This is a genomic window from Chitinophagales bacterium, from assembly GCA_016787225.1.
In the GTDB taxonomy this organism is placed as follows: domain Bacteria; phylum Bacteroidota; class Bacteroidia; order Chitinophagales; family JADJOU01; genus CHPMRC01.
The window spans coordinates 94,198-116,611 of the sequence record JAEUUY010000006.1 but is presented as its reverse complement, the minus strand read 5'-3'; the positions used below and the strand labels follow the sequence as shown (position 1 = coordinate 116,611).

The 22,414-nt window shown below is 34.5% G+C and carries 16 protein-coding genes; 5 read left to right on the top strand and 11 right to left on the bottom strand.

The genetic code is table 11. The features are described 5' to 3' along the window. Positions 1-3: 3 nt before the first annotated feature. From JNL75_01415 to JNL75_01380, 8 genes are all read right to left on the bottom strand, one after another. A complete protein-coding gene (locus tag JNL75_01415) occupies positions 4-624 on the bottom strand; it encodes a hypothetical protein (GenBank protein ID MBL7788473.1) in 621 nt (206 codons plus the stop codon). Positions 625-679: 55 nt separating this feature from the next. Further along, positions 680-1,495, bottom strand: a complete 816-nt coding sequence (gene panB / locus JNL75_01410) for a 3-methyl-2-oxobutanoate hydroxymethyltransferase (protein ID MBL7788472.1) — start codon at positions 1,493-1,495, stop codon at positions 680-682. A gap of 63 nt (positions 1,496-1,558) precedes the next feature. Next, positions 1,559-2,773 (bottom strand): hypothetical protein, encoded by a 1,215-nt coding sequence (locus tag JNL75_01405; protein MBL7788471.1) that lies wholly within the window; start codon positions 2,771-2,773, stop codon positions 1,559-1,561. 9 nt (positions 2,774-2,782) lie between these two features. Further along, a complete protein-coding gene (locus JNL75_01400) occupies positions 2,783-3,529 on the bottom strand; it encodes a hypothetical protein (protein ID MBL7788470.1) in 747 nt (248 codons plus the stop codon). Positions 3,530-3,603: 74 nt separating this feature from the next. Then, a complete protein-coding gene (locus JNL75_01395) occupies positions 3,604-6,279 on the bottom strand; it encodes a DUF5011 domain-containing protein (GenBank protein ID MBL7788469.1) in 2,676 nt (891 codons plus the stop codon). Positions 6,280-6,380: 101 nt separating this feature from the next. Continuing rightward, positions 6,381-8,180 (bottom strand): membrane protein insertase YidC, encoded by a 1,800-nt coding sequence (gene yidC, locus JNL75_01390; GenBank protein ID MBL7788468.1) that lies wholly within the window; start codon positions 8,178-8,180, stop codon positions 6,381-6,383. Between the two features lie 54 nt (positions 8,181-8,234). Next, complete coding sequence (gene guaB, locus JNL75_01385; GenBank protein ID MBL7788467.1) at positions 8,235-9,704, bottom strand: IMP dehydrogenase; 1,470 nt, start codon at positions 9,702-9,704, stop codon at positions 8,235-8,237. Positions 9,705-9,799: 95 nt separating this feature from the next. Beyond that, positions 9,800-12,229 carry a hypothetical protein gene (locus tag JNL75_01380; GenBank protein ID MBL7788466.1) on the bottom strand — a complete coding sequence of 810 codons (2,430 nt, stop codon included), beginning with the start codon at positions 12,227-12,229 and terminating at the stop codon, positions 9,800-9,802. Between the two features lie 745 nt (positions 12,230-12,974). Between JNL75_01380 and JNL75_01375 the strand changes: the two genes are divergently transcribed. The 4 genes from JNL75_01375 (at position 12,975) to JNL75_01360 (ending at position 18,384) form a co-directional block, all read left to right on the top strand. After that, a complete protein-coding gene (locus JNL75_01375) occupies positions 12,975-16,601 on the top strand; it encodes an Eco57I restriction-modification methylase domain-containing protein (protein ID MBL7788465.1) in 3,627 nt (1,208 codons plus the stop codon). Next, complete coding sequence (locus JNL75_01370; GenBank protein ID MBL7788464.1) at positions 16,594-17,703, top strand: hypothetical protein; 1,110 nt, start codon at positions 16,594-16,596, stop codon at positions 17,701-17,703. The genes JNL75_01375 and JNL75_01370 overlap by 8 nt, the downstream gene beginning before the upstream one ends. 83 nt (positions 17,704-17,786) lie before the next feature. Continuing rightward, positions 17,787-18,014: a hypothetical protein gene (locus JNL75_01365; GenBank protein ID MBL7788463.1), complete on the top strand. Its 228-nt coding sequence runs from the start codon at positions 17,787-17,789 to the stop codon at positions 18,012-18,014. Positions 18,015-18,138: 124 nt separating this feature from the next. After that, positions 18,139-18,384 carry a hypothetical protein gene (locus JNL75_01360; protein MBL7788462.1) on the top strand — a complete coding sequence of 82 codons (246 nt, stop codon included), beginning with the start codon at positions 18,139-18,141 and terminating at the stop codon, positions 18,382-18,384. An 813-nt stretch (positions 18,385-19,197) separates the two neighbouring features. On the opposite strand, the gene JNL75_01355 is transcribed toward JNL75_01360, so the two are convergent. The 3 genes from JNL75_01355 to JNL75_01345 all read right to left on the bottom strand — a co-directional run bounded on the left by JNL75_01355 (position 19,198) and on the right by JNL75_01345 (position 21,288). After that, on the bottom strand, positions 19,198-20,097 hold the full coding sequence (locus tag JNL75_01355) for a ribonuclease Z (GenBank protein ID MBL7788461.1): 900 nt from the start codon (positions 20,095-20,097) through the stop codon (positions 19,198-19,200). Between the two features lie 108 nt (positions 20,098-20,205). Beyond that, complete coding sequence (locus tag JNL75_01350; GenBank protein MBL7788460.1) at positions 20,206-20,583, bottom strand: STAS domain-containing protein; 378 nt, start codon at positions 20,581-20,583, stop codon at positions 20,206-20,208. A 42-nt stretch (positions 20,584-20,625) separates the two neighbouring features. Then, entirely contained in the window at positions 20,626-21,288 is a 663-nt protein-coding gene (locus JNL75_01345) for a hypothetical protein (GenBank protein ID MBL7788459.1), read from the bottom strand. Between the two features lie 396 nt (positions 21,289-21,684). Here JNL75_01345 and JNL75_01340 point away from each other — a divergent pair, with 396 nt between their 5' ends. Continuing rightward, complete coding sequence (locus JNL75_01340; protein MBL7788458.1) at positions 21,685-22,395, top strand: tRNA threonylcarbamoyladenosine dehydratase; 711 nt, start codon at positions 21,685-21,687, stop codon at positions 22,393-22,395. Positions 22,396-22,414 lie beyond the last annotated feature (19 nt).

The window sequence follows — 22,414 nt, the reverse complement described above, 5'->3', positions numbered from 1 at the left end:
TGGTTATTTTTTATTCCAATTTTCATAAAACTTTATATCCTTAAGAGATGAGCTTGACTTTTTCTTTTTGATTTTTTTTGTCGATGTCTGTAGTTTTTTTTCAATCGGCTCTATAATTATATTTTTTAGAACACATTGGCTTGTTCCTAGATATGACTTTATTTCCATTTGATTAATATCCAGGGAATTGTCAAATATCATTCTTGTCACATTGAAATAAGAGAATGAAATGGCGCTAGCAGAATAAAAGTAAAATGACTTATTATTTAATTTCAACTTATCATCCATTTGTAAATCAACATCTGAAAAAACTCCTGAAACTTTTTCTAGAACTCTATTTTCTTCATTAAGGTCAAATAGAATTTGATCTTTGGTATAGTTTATTGTTTTTGCATCTTCATCAAGCAAGTAAAGTCTTCTATTGAATTTATAGGTATAAAAGGAATGATATCTTGCGGAGCCTATCATGAGATCATATTTATAAATATAAAACGACTGGCCGAGATAATCCATTGGTTCAGAACTGGCTGTTACATTCAAAAACACAGGTGTTCCATCTATCTCGGAGCACTGATATTCAAAATTGACTTGAGAATTTAGTTGAAAGAGAAGCATTAGAAACATTAAGATGGCATTTATCCTCATCGTTAGTTTTTCATTTATTTTTCAAACATAGCGATTAATATTGTTCATGAATACTAGGGAAGTTTCCAGATTGAACATCCGTTATATAGTTTTTAACTGCAGAATCTATGATTTCGTTTAAATTGGCATATTTACGAATAAACCTTGGGTTAAAATCAACGTTAATTCCGAGCATATCATGCATGACCAATACCTGTCCATCGACCTGACTACCAGCGCCGATGCCTATAACGGGTATAGAAATAGATTTAGCTACCTGATTTGCGAGTGAAGCAGGAATTTTTTCTAGAACCAAAGCAAAACAACCTAAGTTTTGCAATAATGTGGCATCTTTCTCTACTTGCTCAGCCTCTTTTTTATCTTTCGCTCGCACATTGTAGGTTCCAAACTTATAAATACTCTGTGGGGTCAATCCTAAGTGTCCCATGACAGGTATTCCTGCGCTTAATATACGTGCAATTGATTCTTTTATTTCCTCGCCTCCTTCTATTTTTATAGCATGAGCCCCCGATTCCTTCATAATGCGTATAGCAGAAGTAAGAGCTAATTTAGAATCTCCTTGATAATATCCAAAGGGAATATCCACTACAATTAGTGCCCGCTCAGCAGCACGAACCACTGATGTGGCATGATATATCATTTGATCGAGAGTTATCGGTAATGTAGTCTCGTGGCCTGCCATAACATTAGATGCGCTGTCCCCTACAAGAATGACATCTATCCCTGCACTGTCTATCAGTTTTGCCATAGAATAATCATAAGCCGTGAGCATCGTTATTTTTTGCCCTTCTTTTTTGAGTTTTTGAAGACTTTGAGTTGTGACTCGCTTTATTTCTTTATGGCTTGACATATATTCGAATTGTAGGTAAAAAATCTTGCATGTGCAAAAATAGACTGCTTATTATTAAAGTTACTAATTATTCAAACTAGCATATTTGGCTACCAGTTGAATGATTTCATCAATAGAGCCTATTTTTTCTTTGAAGAAATTATGTTTATCCTGTCTTGATATATTATTATCTGAATCCAGCATTAAGGACATTTCACGCTCAAATTCAGAGCTGCTAGTTACTTGATGCGCAAAATTCAGACGAACAAACTCTTTAGCCTCTTCACTTTTTTCAATATGCGGTCCGATGATGATAGGAAGGGAATAGGCCAGTGGTTCAATCAGGCTATGCACTACTTTATTGAATCCCCCACCTACATATGCGAGGTCAGCAAATCGATAGATTCTTGACAAAAAGCCAATGCTATCAATAATCAGAATATTACTGATTTTGCTTTTATCATATTTAGAATGTATCTGAGCGTTAGGATATAATGTTCTCAATTCTTCTATTCTAGAGGAATCTACCTCGTGAGGAACTAATAGCCAACGAATATCATTATGTTTTATAATACTTTGTTCAAGGACTTTATCGTCAGAGGACCAAATACTTCCGCATACGATAATTTTATCATGGTTACAGAAATGCTGAATGGCATTGTCTTCAAAAGGCATTTGGAGTACTTGATTCATTCTACTATAACGAGTATCATATATAATCTTAGACGAAAAGCCAAGTAAATTGAGATTGTTTTGAGAAGAGGAGTTGATTACTGTTATTTCAGAAAAACAACGGAGGCATTTTTTCAGGTAAGGTTTATAAAGTAAGGTAATTTTATTACGAAACACTCCATTAAGCAGTATGAGAGGGATATTCTCTGATTTAATTTTCTCCAAAGCGTTTAACCAAAATTCATAACGAACCCAGAAAACTAATTTTGGTTGGACAATAGAAATAAAAGAATTTATAGTGTTTTGGAAATCAAAAGGCAGGTAAAGAACTTCATCCGCAAACTTAAAGTTCTTTTTCATTTCAAAACCTGAGGGCGAAAAGAAGGTTACCAGTATCTTTTCTTTAGGATATTTCAATTTTATTGTTTCAATTACATAGCTCACCTGTTCAAACTCTCCTAGTGAAGAGGTGTGAAACCAAATACAATTTTTAATCGCTATTTGTTTTAATCTAGTCTTTTGTTCATTTCTGCCATTTAACCACAAATTTGCTTTATCATTAGTCAAAGAAAAAAGTCTGATGCCTATGTAATAAAGGTGCAAAAAGATAGTATAGACAAATGACATTGTCTCGTATTAATTATAAAAATAACCGTCAGACTTGGGGTCTTGTTTTATAAACCTTTTTAGAACGATTGTTACCCCTATTTTTGGACCAAAGAAAAGGCTCGATCTTGTGCTAGGATTCGGCGGTGCTCCTGTGGCATAGTCTTGTACCCCTTGAAATTTGGTACTGGTATAAATTGTTTGTAATCCAATACTGCCATTAATCATTTTATTTTTTGAATACAACGTGTAGCCTACAAATGTGTTAATACTTAATCCGCTCTCTAACCTATTATAGCCATTGGCATAGCTGCCGCTTAGTTGTGTTATAGATTTAACATCTGCATCGGTGTATACAGAATAAAAAAGATATCCAACCCCAGCTTTTATGTGAAGCCCGCTATTTTTATTTTTAAGGTTGAGTGGAAATATTTTACCAACTTCTACAAAAAAATTTCCTCCCCTACCATCTAGTTCTGGTATTTCAATGGCATTATTTTCGCCTATAATAAAATTATTATTGGTAACCATGTATCCCAAAAGACGATCATCCTTGTATTTGCTTCCAAACATAAATTGCCCTTCAACGCCCAAGGTGATATTATTTGCTAACTTTATATTTAGATTAAATCCAGCATTGCTGTTTGAGCCGTATTGATTAGCAATATCGCCAGCAGGCAGTTGATACATATAGTGCGCAGTTCCGCTAATATAGGTTTCTTGTGCCCCCGCAATTAATGCAACAAAAAGAAACACTGTTGTAATAAAATAATTCATTCAGGGAGATATTAAAGCAAAGGTAAAAAAAATGCCGCCCTTAGAGGCGGCATTTTTTTTATTAAAACGAATATTTATCTTACTTCTACTTTTTCTAGGTATACTTGACCATCCACTTCAGTACTTATAAAATATGATCCTCTAGATAGATTCGATCTAAATGGAATATAAGTGCCATTTATTTCAAATTGACTATTGGAAATAATTTTACCATCCATGCTAGTGATAATAACTCTAGCTTTATTTTCTCTATTACCTTCCACCTTGATATTAAAGTCTCCGTTGGATGGATTCGGGAAAATGGTGACAGCAAGATTATTGGTTACAGATGAAATGCCAACAGAATACTTAAGTGGCTTGCACTCTTTGGAAGGAGCAATTGCTGGGTTGGGAACACTATTAAGTGCGTTTGAAACTTCTAAACAAATGGAGTCAAAACTAGTAACTCCTGCAGGAATATTAGCATTGACTAAGTTTTGAGTAGCCGCAACATTGTTAGACTGATTACCTTTTTTCACAGTCCATTTGTAGGTATTAGAAGTCCCAGGCTCTGTCAATAAATCAAGACTTGTAGAGCCTTTTGCATTGATTTTATTGTTGGATGTAAGTGCTTCCTCAGTAATTACTGCAGTTGGAGCTACTCCTACGATTACTTTTCTAGTAGCATTTGTTGTATTGTTCGCTCCATCTTTAGCGTTGTATGTAATTGTATAAGTACCTTTTACTGCTTTGTTAACTGTTCCTGACGTGGTAACGGATGCACTAGTACAAGGGTTGTTATCACTAACTTCAGATCCAGGATCAGTAAAATTAGCACCATTCAAGTATACATACCCAGGATTAGCTCCTAGTAAATTTATCGTTGGTGCTTCTTTGTCTTCGAGAATTTCAATACCCATAACGATGGTATCAAAATATGTAGACCCAACTCTTATGGTAGGATTACCTGCCGCATCTCGTCCAGTAATTCTGATTATTCTCTCACCAGGGATACTTGTATTAATTGTATCTAATCCAATAATTGTAAGAAGCGATGTATCTTCTGAAAATTCAATGAAATTCCCATTAATGAAGGACTTTGTTTTGGAGAAGGTTTTGCCTGTTACAGTATCCGTGCCGCATCCTACGAAAAGAACTGCACTCAAAAACTGTAAGTTTTTTCTCAATACCAAATTCTGGAAGTTGTTACTAATTCTAAGAAGAGGGTTGGTGATATCTGTTGATGGATCTACGATATCATCAACTGGTACCTTTGCATAAAATATTTTATTTCTAGTGTGTATCGGCCCCGCTTGACTACCTGTACCATTTGATGACCCTGTAGCTGTCATGACGGCGTTTCCATATAAATTGTCTTCTTGATAGACAAGGTGTACATTGCCATCTACTAGTCTAGCCATAGAAGGATAGGTGTTTTCAACTGTAGCACTGCTCGTTACATTTAAAGGACCAATCCATGTTTGACCATTATTGGTAGATTTCATTACATATACGTCGTAGAGATTATATCCGGTAGGGTCAGCATCTTTACCAATTCCATTATTCCCAGCAGTTGTGTCAATAGTTCCTCTGTTGTAAGCATAAGTTAAATAGATATTTCCTGAGGCATCAATACCAGTAGATGGCCAAGTAGTGGTAGAAGTTCTATACCCACTCCCATTTCCCATATAGGATAAGGTTTGATTAGCTGTGTTAAATCTACCAACAGGGGATAATGGACTTTTGGTATTTTCACGGATAAAATCAGTATTTGGGATAAGTTTAGGAGGATTATTTCCCATGTCTTCGTTCCAATACATAATACCTGATCGTGTAATGTCAATAAATGTACCCGCTCCTTGGCTTGGATCCGAGAAAGTTACATAACGAGGCCAGAAGCAGTGTACTTTGTTGCTGTTATCAATTAATACAGAATAACCACCGTCTGATCTATCAGCTCTATCTAATATTTCGCCATCTTGAATAAAGTTCCAAGAAGTAGGGAAAATACTTTTTTTGGTCCAAGACGTTCCAAGGTCTGAAGACTTATATAATGTTATATCATTGATACCAGTAAGAATCGCAACATTTGTTCCATTAATGTCCATAGCATACCTATCACCTCCTACTACAGTGTAGTTATCTTTATCGATTCCATTGATGGCAGCTGGCGCTGTCCATACAGAGCCTCCATCTGTTGATTTTATAAACATAAGTCCAGCGTCTACTTCGTTGAAAGGGGCTTGGAAATGAGAACTTATTAAAAAGACATTGTTGCCACTAGCTCCTCCGCGCGGCCATGTTTCTGTACCGCTGGTAACATTCATATCCGTCCATGTTCCAGTTCCTGCTGTAGCACGAGAAGATTGATATATACCGTTGGATCCAGTACTGGATTTGTGAGACATAATTAATTCTTTATTGCCAATAAACATTGGGTTCGGCCAACCTACACGAACACCCTCAATTCTTCCATAAAATGTATCAACTGGAGGAGTTAAAGTTAAATTTTTTGAGTTAGACCATTGCGATGTGGCGTTATTCCAAAAAACATAAGCTGTACCTCTATCATCATAATTCCCATCGTCTCTTAAACTAGCAGTAAATGTTGCTATTAAATCTTTAGAGGTAGGGTGGATGGCGACTCTTCTCTGAATGGAGTTGTTCGTTTGAAGATCATATCGAGTAGTCCCTATATGGGTTCTGACCACTTGGGAAATCGAGTCTAACGACATTACGAGTACGAGTAAAATGAATAAAACTTTTTTCATTATTTAAATATTTAAGTTTGACTAAGGGTGTATTTGTTTAATGTTAATTTTAATGTGAAGTCAAAAATAGCATAATTCCTGCTTTTTTCTTATAGTTTTTTTTATTTTTTCTTCTGATTTTGTTGCAGTTTCTTCTGTTTTTCTGCTTCCTCCATCATTTCAGCCATTTTTTTCTGGAAAGCGCTCTGTTTTTTTGGTGTTTTTTTAGCTAATTCCATCTTGGCTCGGATTTTTTCTTCTTTAATAATAAAAGTAGTAAAAAACCACTGCTGAGCCATACCCAAAATGTTTTGTAAAAAATAATAAAAGGTCAAGGCTGCAGGAAAAGAATTGAACATAAATAAAAACATGACGGGCATGATATACATAAGCATCTTCATTTGATCCGCTTGAGGACTGCTCGGTTGTAGTCGCTGAGAATACCAGCTCATACCTATTTGTGTAAGAGCGCTTAATAGAGCAAATAGACTGATATGGGCTCCATAAAATGGGATATTAAATGGCAATTTCACTAAGGTATCGTAGGTACTCAAATCACTCGCCCAGAGAAAAGATTCATGTCTCAATTCAATCGAAGATGGGAAAAATGAAAACATGGCGAAGAGAATAGGCATCTGTAATAGCATAGGCAGACAACCTCCAAAGGGGCTAACACCAAATTCACCATACAATTTCATTTGTTCCTGAGATAACTTAGCCTGATCGTCTCCAAATTTGGCTTTTAGCTTGTCTAGCTCGGGCTTTAAAATTCTCATAGCTACACCAGATTCATAGGTTTTATAGGAGAGCGGTGCAGTTATCAATTTTATAAAGAGCGTCAGGAGTATAATGATAACCCCATAATTTGATATAAACTGTGAAAGGAAGTTGAAGATGGGAAGAATAAGATAGATGTTAAAAATTTTCATCCATCTGAAAAGAATGAAGTCTTGGCTGAGGGGAACCAATAAGTCTAAATCTTTTTCTTCTTTCTTTAGCAATTTATAATCAATAGGTCCGATGAAATAATCAAAACCTAGAGTATCTCCAATATTTCCAAGTTCTGTTTTTAATGTATAGTCTTTTACATATGACTTATCCGATTCTTTATATTTCACATCAAATGAAGAATTCTGAAATGAAACGGAAGGAATAATCGTGGCATGGAAAAACTGTTGACCAAAACTTACCCATTGAATAGGCGATGGCACCTCTTTTAATTCATTGCTCGTCATGCTCAGACTTTGAAGCACGTCTTCATTTTCAGGCAGATACTTTATTGTAGACAAGGAGCGCTCTCTTTCTAGATTGACTTCTTGCTTGTTCATTTGAGTTGCTAGAGTTAAAGTCGCTTTATTGCCTTTTCCGTTTGGAAGTAGCCATTTTTGGGACAATTTGTAAGAATTTGGCTTTAATTCATAAATTACTCTCAAACCATTCGCAGACTGAAGTTCTATTTTTTGACTGTCTTTAGATATTATCTGAAATCCAGTAGTTTTGCTAATCAAGCTACCTTTAGGAGTAATAAAAGTAAGATCAAAATCCGTGTATTTCTCTGGTAAAATTTCTACGGGTTTTTCTTCATAGGTGGTGTGTTTTTTTAGGCTCACAGAGTGAACTTTCCCGCCAGTAGTATTGACCTTTAAACTTATTAATTCATTGGATAATAATAGGTCTTCACCTTTAACTAATACTGGTGCAGTTAATATATTTGTATCTAACGCTTCTGTAGTATTTTTGTTAGAGTCTAGAGACTTAACTTCCATGGAATGAGCTGTATTTTTAGCTCTGAACTTAGCTTCTAACCTTTCTTTTTCTAATCTCTTTTTGGCTTGGTCAGTAGAGTATTTAAAATAAACCATGACCATAGTCATGATTAATAGTGCACCAATAATGGTATTCTTATCGAAATTTTTAAACATATAGTTTTTTATATGAGGGGGCAAAAATAAGTAAAGAGAGACGAATAGCTATTGTTATCTGCTATAATTAGGACTTTCTTTTGTAATACTAACATCGTGAGGGTGACTTTCTTTTATGCCCGATGCCGTTATTTGTATGAATTGGGCATTTTTCAAGGCATGAAGATCTTTAGCCCCGCAATAGCCCATGGAAGCTCTGAGTCCGCCTACGTATTGGTAGATAACCTCACGGAGATTGCCTTTAAACGGCACGCGACCTACTATACCCTCTGGCACTAGCTTTTTAATATCATCTTCTACATCTTGGAAATATCTATCTTTTGATCCTTCAGCCATAGCATCTAATGATCCCATACCTCTATACGATTTAAATTTCCGACCTTCGTATAATATGGTATCTCCCGGAGACTCTTCGGTACCGGCAAATATAGACCCAGCCATCACACAATCAGCACCAGCAGCTATAGCCTTAGCTAAATCACCGGTATATCGAATGCCGCCATCTGCTATTAGAGGAATGTCAGCAGGGATACAAGCTTCCGCTGCCATTAAGATGGCAGATAATTGTGGCACGCCTACACCAGCTACAACTCTAGTAGTGCAAATTGACCCTGGTCCTACACCCACCTTGACTCCGTCGACTCCGGCATCAATGAGTGCCTGAGCCCCTTCTTTGGTGGCTATATTTCCCGCTATGAGCTCTATATTTTTGAAATCTTTCTTTATTTTTTTAATATTGTCCAATACTCCTGCTGAGTGACCATGAGCGGTGTCTAGACATAACAAATCAACACCAACGGCTAACAAGGCTTCCAAGCGCTCGTACATAGTTGCATTGACACCTAATGCCGCACCTACCAATAGGCGCCCAATATTATCTTTGTTTGAGTTAGGATTGTTTTTTACTTTTAAAATATCTTTATAGGTTATTAGTCCCCTCAATACATTGCTATCATCGCATACGAGCAGCTTTTCTATTTTATAATTCTTCAAAATCTCTTCGGCCTGCAATAAATCTGTGCCCAATTTGGCAGTTATCAGATTTTCCTTGGTCATAATTTCAGTAATAGGTAAGGCACGATTTTTTTCGAATCGCAAATCTCTATTGGTAATAATTCCTTGTAATTTATTATGATTATCCACGACAGGAATCCCACCAATTTTATTCTCTTCCATTATTTTGAGGGCATCTCCTACCGTTTTGTCTAATGTAAGGGTTATAGGGTCTACAATCATACCACTATCCGCTCTCTTGACCTTACGTACTTCTTCGGCTTGTCTTTCTATACTTAAGTTTTTATGAAGTATTCCTATACCTCCTTCTCTGGCTATAGCTATGGCCATGGCAGATTCAGTAACGGTATCCATAGCCGCTGATACGAGGGGTATGTTTAGGGAAATATTTCTGCTAATCCGTGAGGTTAAACGAGTTTCTCGGGGAAGAACAGTAGAGGCTGCTGGAATGAGAAGGACATCATCAAAAGTAAGTCCTATACTTTTTATTTTATCGGAATGAAAGTGCATATATTGCTTCTTTCCTCGCAAAAGTACTGTATTTCCTACAGATATAGCTATAAACTTTGTAGAATGAGAAAAATGAAGAAATGCGGATTAGAGTATTACCAAGACTTAGCTTTTTTTAATCTTTCGTTTATCTCTTTTTTCTTTTTTTCTATTTCATCTTCTAGCTGTTTAGCTTTCTCCTCGCTTGTTGCGGAGTCAATGACAGCATCATTCGTCGTGCCTTTTTGAGCTTTGGACGCGGTTTCATTTTTATTAGAAGAGGCAGGGCTAGAGGTTTTTTCTTTTAAAACTGGAGCCGCTGCTTTCACGGCTTTAGATACCGTATCTACTGCTTTTTTAGGCTGAGACATTTTTTCTTTAGGCTTTTCCGTGATTGCGGTTTCTTTAGAATTTTTAGCATCTTTCGCACCCTTCAGTCCTTTTTCAATAATTTGTGCCTTCTTATCTTCCTTAGATGGCTGGGCAGGAGATTCAGTCTTTTTAGAAATAGGTTTTACTGTATCTAATGGAGTATATGTAGGAATAGGTCTATTTTTTTGAATTTGAATGAAAAAAGAATCCGCCACACCTTTATCATCTGTTTTCATCTGTGCTAGCAATTTTGCTTCTTCCTCAGGAGTTATTAGCTTTACACGAGCTAAAAGATTTTTAGTGTTTTCTGATTTTGGCACAAAAATTCTATCCGCTAAGACTTGTTCACGCGTTCTATTATCGGGAAGTTTACTAGGAGGATCGCTAGATACTGTAGCAAACATTTCTCCCGAATTAGGGTTTTTAATTAGGGTATTTCGCTCTAATTCTATAGCTGCTTTTTGAGCAGCTAGTACCGCCTCTCGGCGTCTTTCTTTTTCTCTGACTAATTCTATACTATCTTCTACATATTTCTTTGCGGCGAGTATTCTGCTGAAGCTATCTTTAGAAGCCTTTGCTCTAGCCATAGCCGCCTCTATTTCTATTGCTTTAGCTTTGCGTAGAGCGATTAAAGAGTCTTGTTTTTTCTGTTTTTCTAAGGCTAACATAGAGTCTCTTTCAGCCTTTTTTGCTTTCATTTCTGCTGCAGCTTTTTCTCTATCGGCTTTCAATTTTTCCATGGCCTCCGAGCGTTTAGAGACCGAAGCAGTAGCAACAGGTTCTTTATCTATTGTTTTCGAAGAAGGGGTATAGTTACCATCCTCTTCTTCCTCTATTTCTCTAGCTATTCTTCTTACAGCTTCACTTATAGATTCGTTTTCGCGTCTCTGATATGTTCTCCTCGCAATAGCTTGAGGCTTTTTTTTCTCTATTGCGGGTTCAGCGTTTTTTGGTACAGCTGCACTTGTTTTTTGTGAAGAACTTGGTTCTGATTTTTCAGGGTTCAATTTTGCCTTTTCTTCTTCTCTTTTTCTTTTGGCATCCTCTATTTTTTTATTTACCTCAGCTTTTTTTGCAGAATCTGCAAGGAATTTTTCTCTAATTTTAAGAGCAGTAGCTTCTTTCTTCACTTTCAATATGGAATCACGTCGAAATTGAAGTTTTCCCTTTTCTTCCTCTTCCATTTTTTTAGCGGTTAGTGATAGCTCTTCTCTAGCCTTTTTAGCACTGTCTATAGCTTTTTTTCTCAGCTCCTCTCTCTGCTTTCGCTCTGCTAGCTTTGCAGAGTCTATGACAGGCATGGTAGTGGGTTTTTTAATGGTGGTATTCACTTTAGCCCCTGAGCCTAAGGCATCTACAGCATTGTTTAGCTTATTATCACTGGGTGCATCCGGTAGAGGCACATCTCCTTCAATCTTATAATTATTGGCTGGCTCCGCATCTTTTTTCGTGTTATCACCAGAATAATTCGAAACTTGATTGTTAATATTTTGATCATTGGCTATATTCGAGACGCCAATATTGGATACAGCTACATTGGAACTCTGAACAGGTTGTCCTGCAAAGGCATTATTTAAATCGATGTAAAACTGGTCGAGAAGTCTTTTTATACTAGACCACATTGCGACATTAGCGCCTTCTTTGAGGTCAGTGTTATATGTTTCTTTATAGCCATTGATGGTTTTGTTGAAAAAAGTGTATTCCTGATAAGATTTTGTAAATAGCACTTGAGAGCCTTTACTTACTTGCATATTTATTTTAGATAAGACCCAGTAGCCTTTATCGGGATACAATACAAAGTTTGGATACAATACATCAAGGGTAGGTTCTAGTTTATAGATATTATCACCTTGAGCCGAATAATCTACATTGATATTTGCTTTCGAAAAGTCTTGGTTGATTTTGTTTTTAAATAAAACATTCATCGGGTAGTTCCAATAGTCTCCTATAGCTTCTATCTTTACGGAATCATTTACTTGTTTATTCCAGTTTAGCGAGCGTCTGTCTTTCAGCTCAGCTATATAAATAGTGACTCCATTTTGATTGGTAAAACTAAACTGCGAAGGACTATAAAACATGGAGGTTACATTGCCCTTTAATTCCTTTTTAAGAGGGTTCTGGCTTATTGCCAGGAAAGGTATAAGTCCTAGCAAAATCAAAAATCTATATCTCATACGTTGATATAACTTGGAAGGGTTATTTTTTAAAAACCCAAAGGTAATGTTTTTTTATATTTTAACTCAATAAAAATGGAAAAGAAGCGCTTTCGCCTTAGTTTTAGGAGCTAATTCCCGCTATGCGCTAGTAGTCCTCGCTCCTTTGTCGCTGTGGGCTACCACTTCTATCGGGGCTATGGTATTTAGTACATCGATAAGCCCATATTATATTATTGAGGATTGCTCTAAAATTTAGTCCCGATACACCTCAGGATTGATTCGGAGTCTGCCTTTTACCCATACAAACCTTCTAGGTCTGTGCACTTCTCCTAAGGTCGAAGTAAAGCCTTCAAGGCTATCGAATGGATGTCAGTGCTTTATTCCTAGACATTTACCTCCTCCAGAATAAGACATCAAAACGACCATCTACTAAAATCAGAAAGAATCAGTATTTCAGCATGACTGGTAAACTAAAAATCCTTTTCCTTTGCTTTGAATCTTTATCTGTATGCCGAAATGAAATTTGCTACGTAATACCGTTTGGAATTCTGTAATAGTCCAATTTTCCGCTTTGCTCCAATGGACTAAACACAATTCACAACGGCATTTACCACTCTAAACATATAAACACATTGGACTATTTTATATGTAAGATTGGTATAATATATTTTAGGGCGATTTGGAAGTGCGCCAATACCAATAATTCTTTTTCATTATATTTACACACAGTTGAAATCCTTTTTTAACTAAAATTCGATGCGTCTTGAAACTAGAATTTCTTAATCCTACTCAGAAACTCAAAGCCTCTATTCAGAAACAGAATCTGAAAAGAGAGCAAATAGAGCTATTCAAGTCTAATATCAAATCCACCTTTACCAATATACTAGAAAGCGAGAAAAGAAAGGAAAGCGAGGAGCATTTAAAGGTTATTTTAAGGGATTTTTTACTAGATACGTATTATAAGGGTAAAAATGCCATAAATACTAAAGAAAGAAAAGACCTAGTCATACACAATGGCTCTGAACTGACAAGTTCAGCAGGAGTTTTAATAGAAACTAAGCAACCAAGCAATAAATCAGAGATGATTTCAGCTAAAAATCCCAACAGCAAATCATTTCAGCAACTCATATCCTATTATATTCACGAAAGATTTATCAATGAGAATAAGGAAATCAAGCACCTCATTATTACCAACATTTATGAATGGTACATATTTGATGCGAGTGATTTTGAGCGATATTTCTTTGAAAATAAAAAACTTCGTGATAGCTATAAAAGTTGGAATGATGGCAATATAGGATTCAATAAAACAGACTGGTTTTATAAAGAAGTGGTCCATCCACATTTAGAGCAAAATTTAGAATCCATATCTTGTACCTATTTCAACCTTAAAGACTATGAACAAGTCATTTTCAATAATAACCTAGAAGATGATGAGGCTCTATTGGATTTATACAAAATCCTCAGTCCAGAGCATTTACTCAAAAAACAAACCGCCAATGATAGCAATTCTCTGAATGATAAATTCTACAAAGAACTACTACATATCGTCGGAATAGAGGAAGTCAAAGAAGGAAGCAAGAAAACGATTCAGCGATGTAAGGTGCCGAATGATGGAAGTTTATTAGAAAATGCCCTCAATAAACTCAAAAAAGATTTTAGAGATATATCTGATACAGAGGAACAGTATTCTATAGCACTAGAGCTTTGTATTACTTGGCTCAATCGAATTTTATTCCTCAAATTACTAGAAGGGCAACTTATTAAATACAATCATAGTCTGGATTTTGCTTTTTTAAGCTATGACAAGATTAAGGACTACGATGAATTAGAAGAATTATTTTTTGAGGTATTAGCAGAGAACTATCAGGATAGGTCTAAATCTGTGAATGAACAATTTGGCAATATCCCTTATCTCAATAGTTCGCTATTTGAGAAAACGGAGTTAGAGAAAAAATACTTTGGAATCAATGTATTGAAAGATAGACTGGATTTGCCTAGTTACGACAAGACCGTTTTACGTCCCGATGGCTATCGGGATCAAGTCAAAGGCAGTAGCAAAAGAACGCTAGAATACTTATTTGAGTTTCTCAATGCCTATGACTTCGGAGATGTATCCAAAGGAAAAATCAAGGAAGAATCCAAGACGATTATCAATGCTTCTGTATTAGGGTTGATATTTGAAAAAATCAATGGCTACAAAGATGGCTCATTCTATACACCGAGTTTTATCACGATGCATATGTGCAGGGAAAGTATTAGAAGAGCAGTTATACAGAAATTTAATGAATCTTATCATTGGAACTGTAATGACTTCAAAGACTTATACAATAAACTAGACAAAATTTCAATCCAAGAAGCGAATAGTACAATAAACAATCTTCATATCTGTGACCCTGCTGTCGGTTCTGGACACTTCTTGGTATCGGCGCTCAATGAGATGATAGCTATCAAATCTGATTTAGAAATTCTGGCTGACAAGGATTTCAAAAGAATCAAGGGCTATAAACTGGAGATAGAAAATGATGAACTCATAATCAAAGATGAAGAAGGTAAACTCTATGAATACAATCCCAAAAATGCTGAAAGTAGAAGAATACAAGAAACCCTCTTTCACGAGAAACAAACGATTATAGAAAACTGCCTATTCGGAGTAGATATCAATCCTAAATCGGTGATGATATGCAGACTGAGACTCTGGATAGAATTGCTTAAAAATGCCTACTATACGGAATCTAGCAAATATAAGTATTTAGAAACTTTGCCAAATATTGATATCAATATCAAATGTGGCAATAGCTTGATAAGTAGATTTGAAGTCAAGGATAGTGTATTTGAGAATATACCTAATTTCCAAACGAGGCTGAAAGAATATACCACTTGGGTACAGGTATATAAAGGAGAAAGAGATAAATCAGCCAAAGCACAATTAGTCAAAAAAATAGACCAATTCAAATCTGAATTTAAACTGAGAGATAAGAGAACAGATAAGGTACAGAATGAAATAGATAAGGTAACTATGGAAATTCTGAAATCCAAAAACCCCATGTTTCCTCTCACAGATATAGAAAAAGCAAAGGTCAAAGACTATGAAGCCAAACTTGAAAAACTGACACAAGAGAAAAAAGACATAGAATCCAATCCTATCTATCAGAATGCTTTTGAATGGAGATTTGAATTTCCAGAAGTGCTTGATGAGAATGGTGGATTTATTGGGTTTGATGTGGTGATAGGGAATCCGCCGTATATATCTACAAAAGATATGTATAAAAGGGATATGGAAAAGGATATAAAATACTTTAATAGTAAATTTATTTCTGCTAAATCTGGCAATTATGACATATACATTTTATTTATTGAGAAAGGATTTGAATTGCTTAAAAAAGACTGTAATTTAAATTATATTATTCCAAATAAATTTCTAATCGCCTCATACTCAAATTCGCTTTTAAATTTTTTAAGTTCTAGTAAATCATTTGATAGTTTTATTGATATTTCTAATATAAATGTTTTTGAAGAAGCCTCTGTTTATCCTATTATAATTAACCTTTCAAATAATGAAAGAAAGTCAAGTATATGTATAAAGCAGAATGTTCAGTTAATAGATAACAGTCTAAAAATTAACTATATTAATGACTGGGATTTTATTAAAATGCAATATGTAAAATCAGAAGAAAATAGTACTACTGAAGATTTAATTTTTCATAAAGTTGAGAATATAGCAAGCCTAAATGACTCTCTAACATACTCACCTGGTATAAATGGATTTCAATTTACTAATTATGGAAATTGTATTTCAGAAGGAAGAAAAACTGCTTCAGATAAGAGAGTCATTGTAACAGGGAGTATTGATAGATATGTAATATTAAATAATAAAACTAGATATAAAGGAACAGATTATATAGAGCCATTTATTACATATAATAAAGAAGTAATATCTGAAGGAAAATGGGAATTGTTTTCTTCACCTAAAATATTGGTAGCTGGTATGACAAAAAATATAGAGGCTACATTGGATATTGAAGGCATTCTAGCACCAGCAGTTAGTGTTTATAGTATTCTAGGAGAAATTGAAATACTAAAATCAGTTCTCGCAATTTTAAATTCAAAATTAATAGATTGGTATTTTAAAATTAAGTTTAAAGATAAACATTTAGCAGGTGGATATATTAGTTTAAATACTCAATTACTATCCAAAGTTCCTATTTGTAAAAAAATAAATCAAAATATAAATACTTGTGTCGATAAAATCCTCTCTCTCAAAAAATCCAATCCAGACGCAGATACTAGTGAGTTGGAGGCAGAGATAGATAAGCTAGTCTATGAGCTATATGGGCTGAGTGAGGAGGAAATCGCCGTCATTGAAAATAAATCGTATACTTATGAATAACAACATTTTTATTATTGGAAACGGTTTTGATTTGTCTCATGGATTAGATTCTGGCTATAAACATTTTATCGATTGGGTTTATAAATCCTACTTTTTGCAAGTTGCTAATAAACATTTTGAAAGTAATCTTATTGAATTTGAAATTGATAATCCATTTCTTAACTACCGTATAAAAGACAGCGATAGCTATGTTAAAGGCTATTTCGAAGATGATAAAGTTTTTAAGGAAATATTCTTAAGACTTAAATCCATTTCTGGATATGAAGATTTTTACTCTAAACACCAAGCAGACCTTGGAGTAATGCAAAAAATTAAAAGTAAAACTGGACAACCGCCATATAAATTTCATTATCAGTATGAAAAAAATATTATGTTTAATAATATTATTAATGAATATCACAAAAACAAAAACTGGGTAGATATTGAAAGATTATATTTCAGGTTATTGATTAGCGAACCTAATACTGAAAAGTTAAATCAAGATTTTGAAGTTTTGCAGAACAAATTTGAAGAATACCTAATTCAATTAAATCCATTACAATTCATACCTCAATACAAAGATTATTTTCTAAATTTTAGAAAATATCCTGATGGAAATAATCTTATATTAAATTTCAATTATACTAATACATATACTCACTATATTCCAAATGATTTTCAAGTAATAAATATTCATGGACAGTTGAATGACCCAAGGAACAAAATAATTTTTGGCTATGGAGACTATGAGAGTGAGGATTACAAAAAATTAGAATCTTTAGATGATAATAAGAAACTAAAGAACATTAAACTTTTCGATTATTGTCAAACAGACAATTATGAAAAACTTACAGATAAATTGAATAATCCTTTTGATGTTCATATACTAGGACATTCATGTGGACTTTCAGATAGGGGCTTGTTAAGAGAAATATTGAATAGAAATGAGTGTGTTAAAATCTATGTTTATTATTTTCAATATGAAGCTGAAGGTAAATTAGCGGATGATTATACTGATAAAGTCCAAAATCTTTCCAGATGCTTCGATAATAAGCAAGATTTTATTAGAAAAATTAAGAGTAAAGAAGACGGGTATAAGATGTTTCAAGTACAAAGGAAATAGTAACCAACCCCCTAAAAAATAGAAAACCCGCCCCAGTGAGCATAGTTTCAAGAAGAAACCATAGGCTTGGCGAGTATTATTAAGTGCAAAGATATATCGAAAAATCAAATAATGGCATTCAGAGAAAAATATTGCATTATTTATTTCATCAAAATCAAGCTACAATCGATGAATTGGTTTTGGCTACTGGTATCAATGAAAAAACAGTTCGGATATACTTAAATCAATTTAAAGATGTCGAAAATATTATAAATCGAATTAGTCCAAAATTGAGAGACAAAGATGCAAGATATATTTTTAGGAAGAGTTAGTGATACTTAAGGAACAAACAAATGAGCGATTAAAGTATTGATAAACAACAATTTAGATACATTAAGGAACATTGTAAGCTAAATAAGGAACAAATAAGAGAGATAGATCATTGTATTAGGCGCTATGCAGTTTAGATTAAACAATTTTCATAAAATCAAACCAGATGGTAAGCGAATTAGAGCGAATAAGACAAGGGCAAAAGACGATTTATACAAATATATTTATTCTAAAATATGCGAAATAAAGCCTAATTTTAATATTGGAATCTCTACAGGACGAGAATTAGAATCAGATAATTGGAATCATTCCTATAGACATTGGTGTTTCACTCCTAAAGAATTTGAAATAGATAATACCAAATACAAATAAAAAATGGCTCCATTCCACCTACATATATAATCTAAGATAAACTTAAACCTTCGGTAGCTACAGAGCCAATGCAAATATACAACTATTTATGTTAATGAATGCTAATAAATTGAAAACCCGCCTAAGTGGACAAAATATAAAATTGAAATTACATTGATTTTGCTAGCTTATTCAAATACATTACACCCCCTATTACAACCGTAATAATGGCTATTGTATTGACTATTTCTGCATTTCTGCCATAGAGGTTGGCACAGATGTTTTTATAGCATACAGAGGCTTAATTTGAATAGTTCTTACGAGGATAATATCTCATAATAAGATTATTTTCAAAGTGGTACTAAAAATGGGGGAGCCGACAAAGTCTGTTCATTTTCCCTCTGTCGCTATTCATTTTCTTGTTTTCGTCCGTCAGAATGGCATTGTTGTTGTTCGATTTTTTCTTGTCACTCTTCAGATTTTAACTGTAGTTCTTCATTTTTCATTTGTTGCTGTTCATAGGATTGGTGTTGTCGGTCAGAATGGCATTGTTGCTGTTCGATTTCAATTTGCCACTAATCACTTTTGCCTTGTTGATAATCGATGAAACTCAAGTTATTGATCGCATTTAGTTTTGTATAAGGTAAAGTGCCTGTGTTTAGTAATCAACAATAAAAAGTGTAGATTATTACTGACCTGCGCTTCTTCGCAATATTCAACACTTCATTCGATAATGCTATGCCCTATATTATATCAGAATTGTTTGAAATATATCTTATTTAATCTCTTATATCGTTTGGCACGCCGAATTATCTTCTTTTGGGTCAGTTTAAGCTAAAACTCAAATGTCAAGCCTTCCATAGCCAGTTCTGTATTGGGAAATACTTCTTGGGCTTCGATAAGCAGGGGTTGGAGGTCTAGATAGCGAGCAGAAAAATGTCCGATGAGTAGCTTTTTTACCTGAGCTTCTTTTGCTACCTGAGCCGCTTCGTTGGCTGTAGAGTGTTTGGTCTCTATAGCGCGTGCGAGATCTCGGTGCAGGAAAGTAGATTCGTGATAGAGTAAATCTATACCTCGAAGATAGTCTATGTAGCTAGCGTCATAGCGTGTATCGGTGCAATAAGCAAAAGACTTTTTAGAAGTATTGATTTCTGAAATATCCTCTAAGGTTATGAGCTGCTGGTTTGTCTGAAGTCGATGCTCTTTTACCAAAGTCGATACCTCTGCTGGAGTGAGGTTCAGGGCTTCAATTTTTTCCTTCAAAATTTTTCTGTCAGGAAAGACTTTGTGAAATATAAAACCACAGGTGTCTATTTTATGGCGTAGTGGGATTGTTTCAACTCTAATATTACTATCGGTATAGATCGTTTGATGTGTCATATCGGTCTCGATATAACTTATGGGAAAACGAATAATCGTTTTAGAAATTTCACATTGCAGTTCGATAATTTCCTTTAATCGAGGAGGGCATACGATGATAAGTTCATCGGATTTTTCATGCATGCTCATAGTAGTGAGTAGTCCCATTAGCCCATAATAATGGTCTCCGTGTAAATGAGAAATAAAGATCGCCTTGATTTTATTTTTCTTTATTCCAAAACTATTTAAGCGAAATAAGGTGCCCTCACCGCAATCAATGAGGTACAAATGGTCATTGACAGAGAGCAACTGACTAGAAGGATGCCTATCTAAATATGGCGTAGCACTACTACTGCCCAGAATGGTTAATTTCACTTATCCCCGTAATTAATTTATTCTAGTTCAAATGATCTCGGTATCATGCAGACACGAAAGGTATTCCATCTAATTTAGTTTAACTATCTATTTAAAGAATCGTTTGTATTAGTTTTCTTCAGCGGATAAATCTCTTTCTAACTCTTGTAAAATCAATAGATCTAGAGCCTCTTTTTGAGTGGGTGCTATTAAGAGAACCTTATCTAGTTTCGCAATACGAATTAGATTATTATTACTTTCATTTAGTCCATAAATGACTAGAAACCCTTCATTTTCTTTGGTTGTACGGTCTGCGTTTAACAAGGCTCCTAATCCGCTAGAGTCCATAAAATCTAATTCTGAAAGGTTTAACAAAATAGAGGTATATCCTTCGGCTACTAGAATAGCAATTTCTGATTTCAAATCAGAACTATTATGGCTTGTTAGGTTTTTTTCTTTAATAGTAAATACAGTATATCGTTCATTTTTTTCTAGCGTGCTTTTCATGATGAGAGTCTGAATTTTAGAGAGATTAAATAATTAGTAAGATTACCAAAGCCCGAAATGGATAGAGGTAAATGCCGTGGGAATAATTTGATTAAAGGTTAATTCATTTTTCATTAGATTAACTTTGATTCCAGTAATTAAATACGAAGTCTGAGAAAATCTAGAAACGATACCTCCTCCTACAAAGGCGTTAAAATTGAATTTATTATAGGAGTCAAAACCTGAAAAACTCGTGGTATTGTAAAATCCTAACCCTTCCACCTGTAGAAACACTTCGGGGATGGGGTAAGCCCTCAATACAGGACCGGCGCTTATAGAGTGGGAGTTGATGGTGCCGAATGACCCTGTGTAGGAATATGATGTAGACAATCCTCCTTCAAAATATTCTGACATAACATAAGTGAGCTGAGGACTCACCATGATAAAAAAGAGTTGACCATCAAAAAACGCCGATCGATAGGAATATGATCCTAAGTTGAATGCTCCTCCTATTCGGAGATTTCGTTTAAAGTCAGACATACCTTTATAGGCTTTGGTATTATCCTCTCCTTTTGGTTCTTCCTTCTTTTTTTCAGAGACATCTATCGAATCTGATTTCTGATAGATAGGTTCTCTTTCATTATTTTTTTCATTTTTATTATACTCGTCTTGTGCATTAAAGGTCAATGATGATAGCAATAACAGAAAGGTAAAGAATAGTTTCATGAATGTAAATTTTATATTTAAGAACGATGATTTACGATTGGTTTAAGAATTTCGTTGAACTTGTGAATAAAAAATTTTCAAGATTAAATATATTCAAATTTTATTAAATACGATAGTTATTTCAAGTTTAAGAATTGATTTAAGAATGTTTTAACATTATAATTAACCGTCATTATGAGCAAATTTAGTCAAATAATACAATTGAGTTCAATAAAAAGTAGGTTATTGTATTCAACTAATTAGTCGGTTATAGGGTCTTCGCAAATTACATTTTCTTTATATTATATCAATAGTGGTTTAAATGATATCTCATAAAATTATTTACCTAATGGTGATAGCAGTATAGAAGCAATTGTTTTAGAATTCTACTATTTTTGCTGAGAAAAATTATGGAGTATGGAATTCTTAAGTAGAAGTGAATTATTAATAGGAGCTAGTGGATTGAAGAAATTACAGAATGCCCATATATTAGTTATAGGTCTAGGTGGGGTAGGAAGCTACGCAGCAGAAGCTCTAGCTAGGGCGGGTATAGGTGAAATGACTATTGTGGATGGCGACCATGTGGTCCAATCGAATATTAATAGACAATTGCAGGCATTGCACAGTTCCATAGGATTATCAAAATCTAGTTTGATGGTAGGGCGATTAAAGGATGTGAGTCCTCAGCTTAAAATAAATGAGGTGAATCGGTTTTTAGGACCAGAAGATATAGAAGAGTTATTGAGTCAGCAATTTGCATATGTGTTGGACTGTATCGATTCTGTTACACCTAAATTGCAAGTCATAAAGTTATGTAAACAGCGAAAACTTAGATTTATCTCATCTATGGGTGCAGGAGGCAAAATGGATCCATCTCGAATAAAAATTGCGGATATTAATGAAACGAGAGACTGTTTTTTTTCTCGAGAAATTAGAAAAAGGCTTAGAAAGGAGCATTATAACTATGGAATCAAAGTAGTATACTCTGATGAAGTTGTAGAAAAAGATAAAATGGAACTAACAGACGGAACAAATTTTAAAAAGTCCTACTATGGGACTATATCCTATATGCCAGCAATGTTTGGGCTTACTATGGCTAGCTATGTGATTCGTAAATTACTTGTCTAAGCTCTTACAAAATTTCAAG

Bases quoted from the DNA above. Each gene is read 5' to 3' on its own strand.
- JNL75_01415 (MBL7788473.1), bottom strand. From the start codon at position 624: ATGTTTCTAATGCTTCTCTTTCAACTAAATTCTCAAGTCAATTTTGAA.
- panB (MBL7788472.1), bottom strand. From the start codon at position 1,495: ATGTCAAGCCATAAAGAAATAAAGCGAGTCACAACTCAAAGTCTTCAA.
- JNL75_01405 (MBL7788471.1), bottom strand. From the start codon at position 2,773: ATGTCATTTGTCTATACTATCTTTTTGCACCTTTATTACATAGGCATC.
- JNL75_01400 (MBL7788470.1), bottom strand. From the start codon at position 3,529: ATGAATTATTTTATTACAACAGTGTTTCTTTTTGTTGCATTAATTGCG.
- JNL75_01395 (MBL7788469.1), bottom strand. From the start codon at position 6,279: ATGAAAAAAGTTTTATTCATTTTACTCGTACTCGTAATGTCGTTAGAC.
- yidC (MBL7788468.1), bottom strand. From the start codon at position 8,180: ATGTTTAAAAATTTCGATAAGAATACCATTATTGGTGCACTATTAATC.
- guaB (MBL7788467.1), bottom strand. From the start codon at position 9,704: ATGCACTTTCATTCCGATAAAATAAAAAGTATAGGACTTACTTTTGAT.
- JNL75_01380 (MBL7788466.1), bottom strand. From the start codon at position 12,229: ATGAGATATAGATTTTTGATTTTGCTAGGACTTATACCTTTCCTGGCA.
- JNL75_01370 (MBL7788464.1), top strand. From the start codon at position 16,594: ATGAATAACAACATTTTTATTATTGGAAACGGTTTTGATTTGTCTCAT.
- JNL75_01360 (MBL7788462.1), top strand. From the start codon at position 18,139: ATGCAGTTTAGATTAAACAATTTTCATAAAATCAAACCAGATGGTAAG.
- JNL75_01350 (MBL7788460.1), bottom strand. From the start codon at position 20,583: ATGAAAAGCACGCTAGAAAAAAATGAACGATATACTGTATTTACTATT.
- JNL75_01345 (MBL7788459.1), bottom strand. From the start codon at position 21,288: ATGAAACTATTCTTTACCTTTCTGTTATTGCTATCATCATTGACCTTT.
- JNL75_01340 (MBL7788458.1), top strand. From the start codon at position 21,685: ATGGAATTCTTAAGTAGAAGTGAATTATTAATAGGAGCTAGTGGATTG.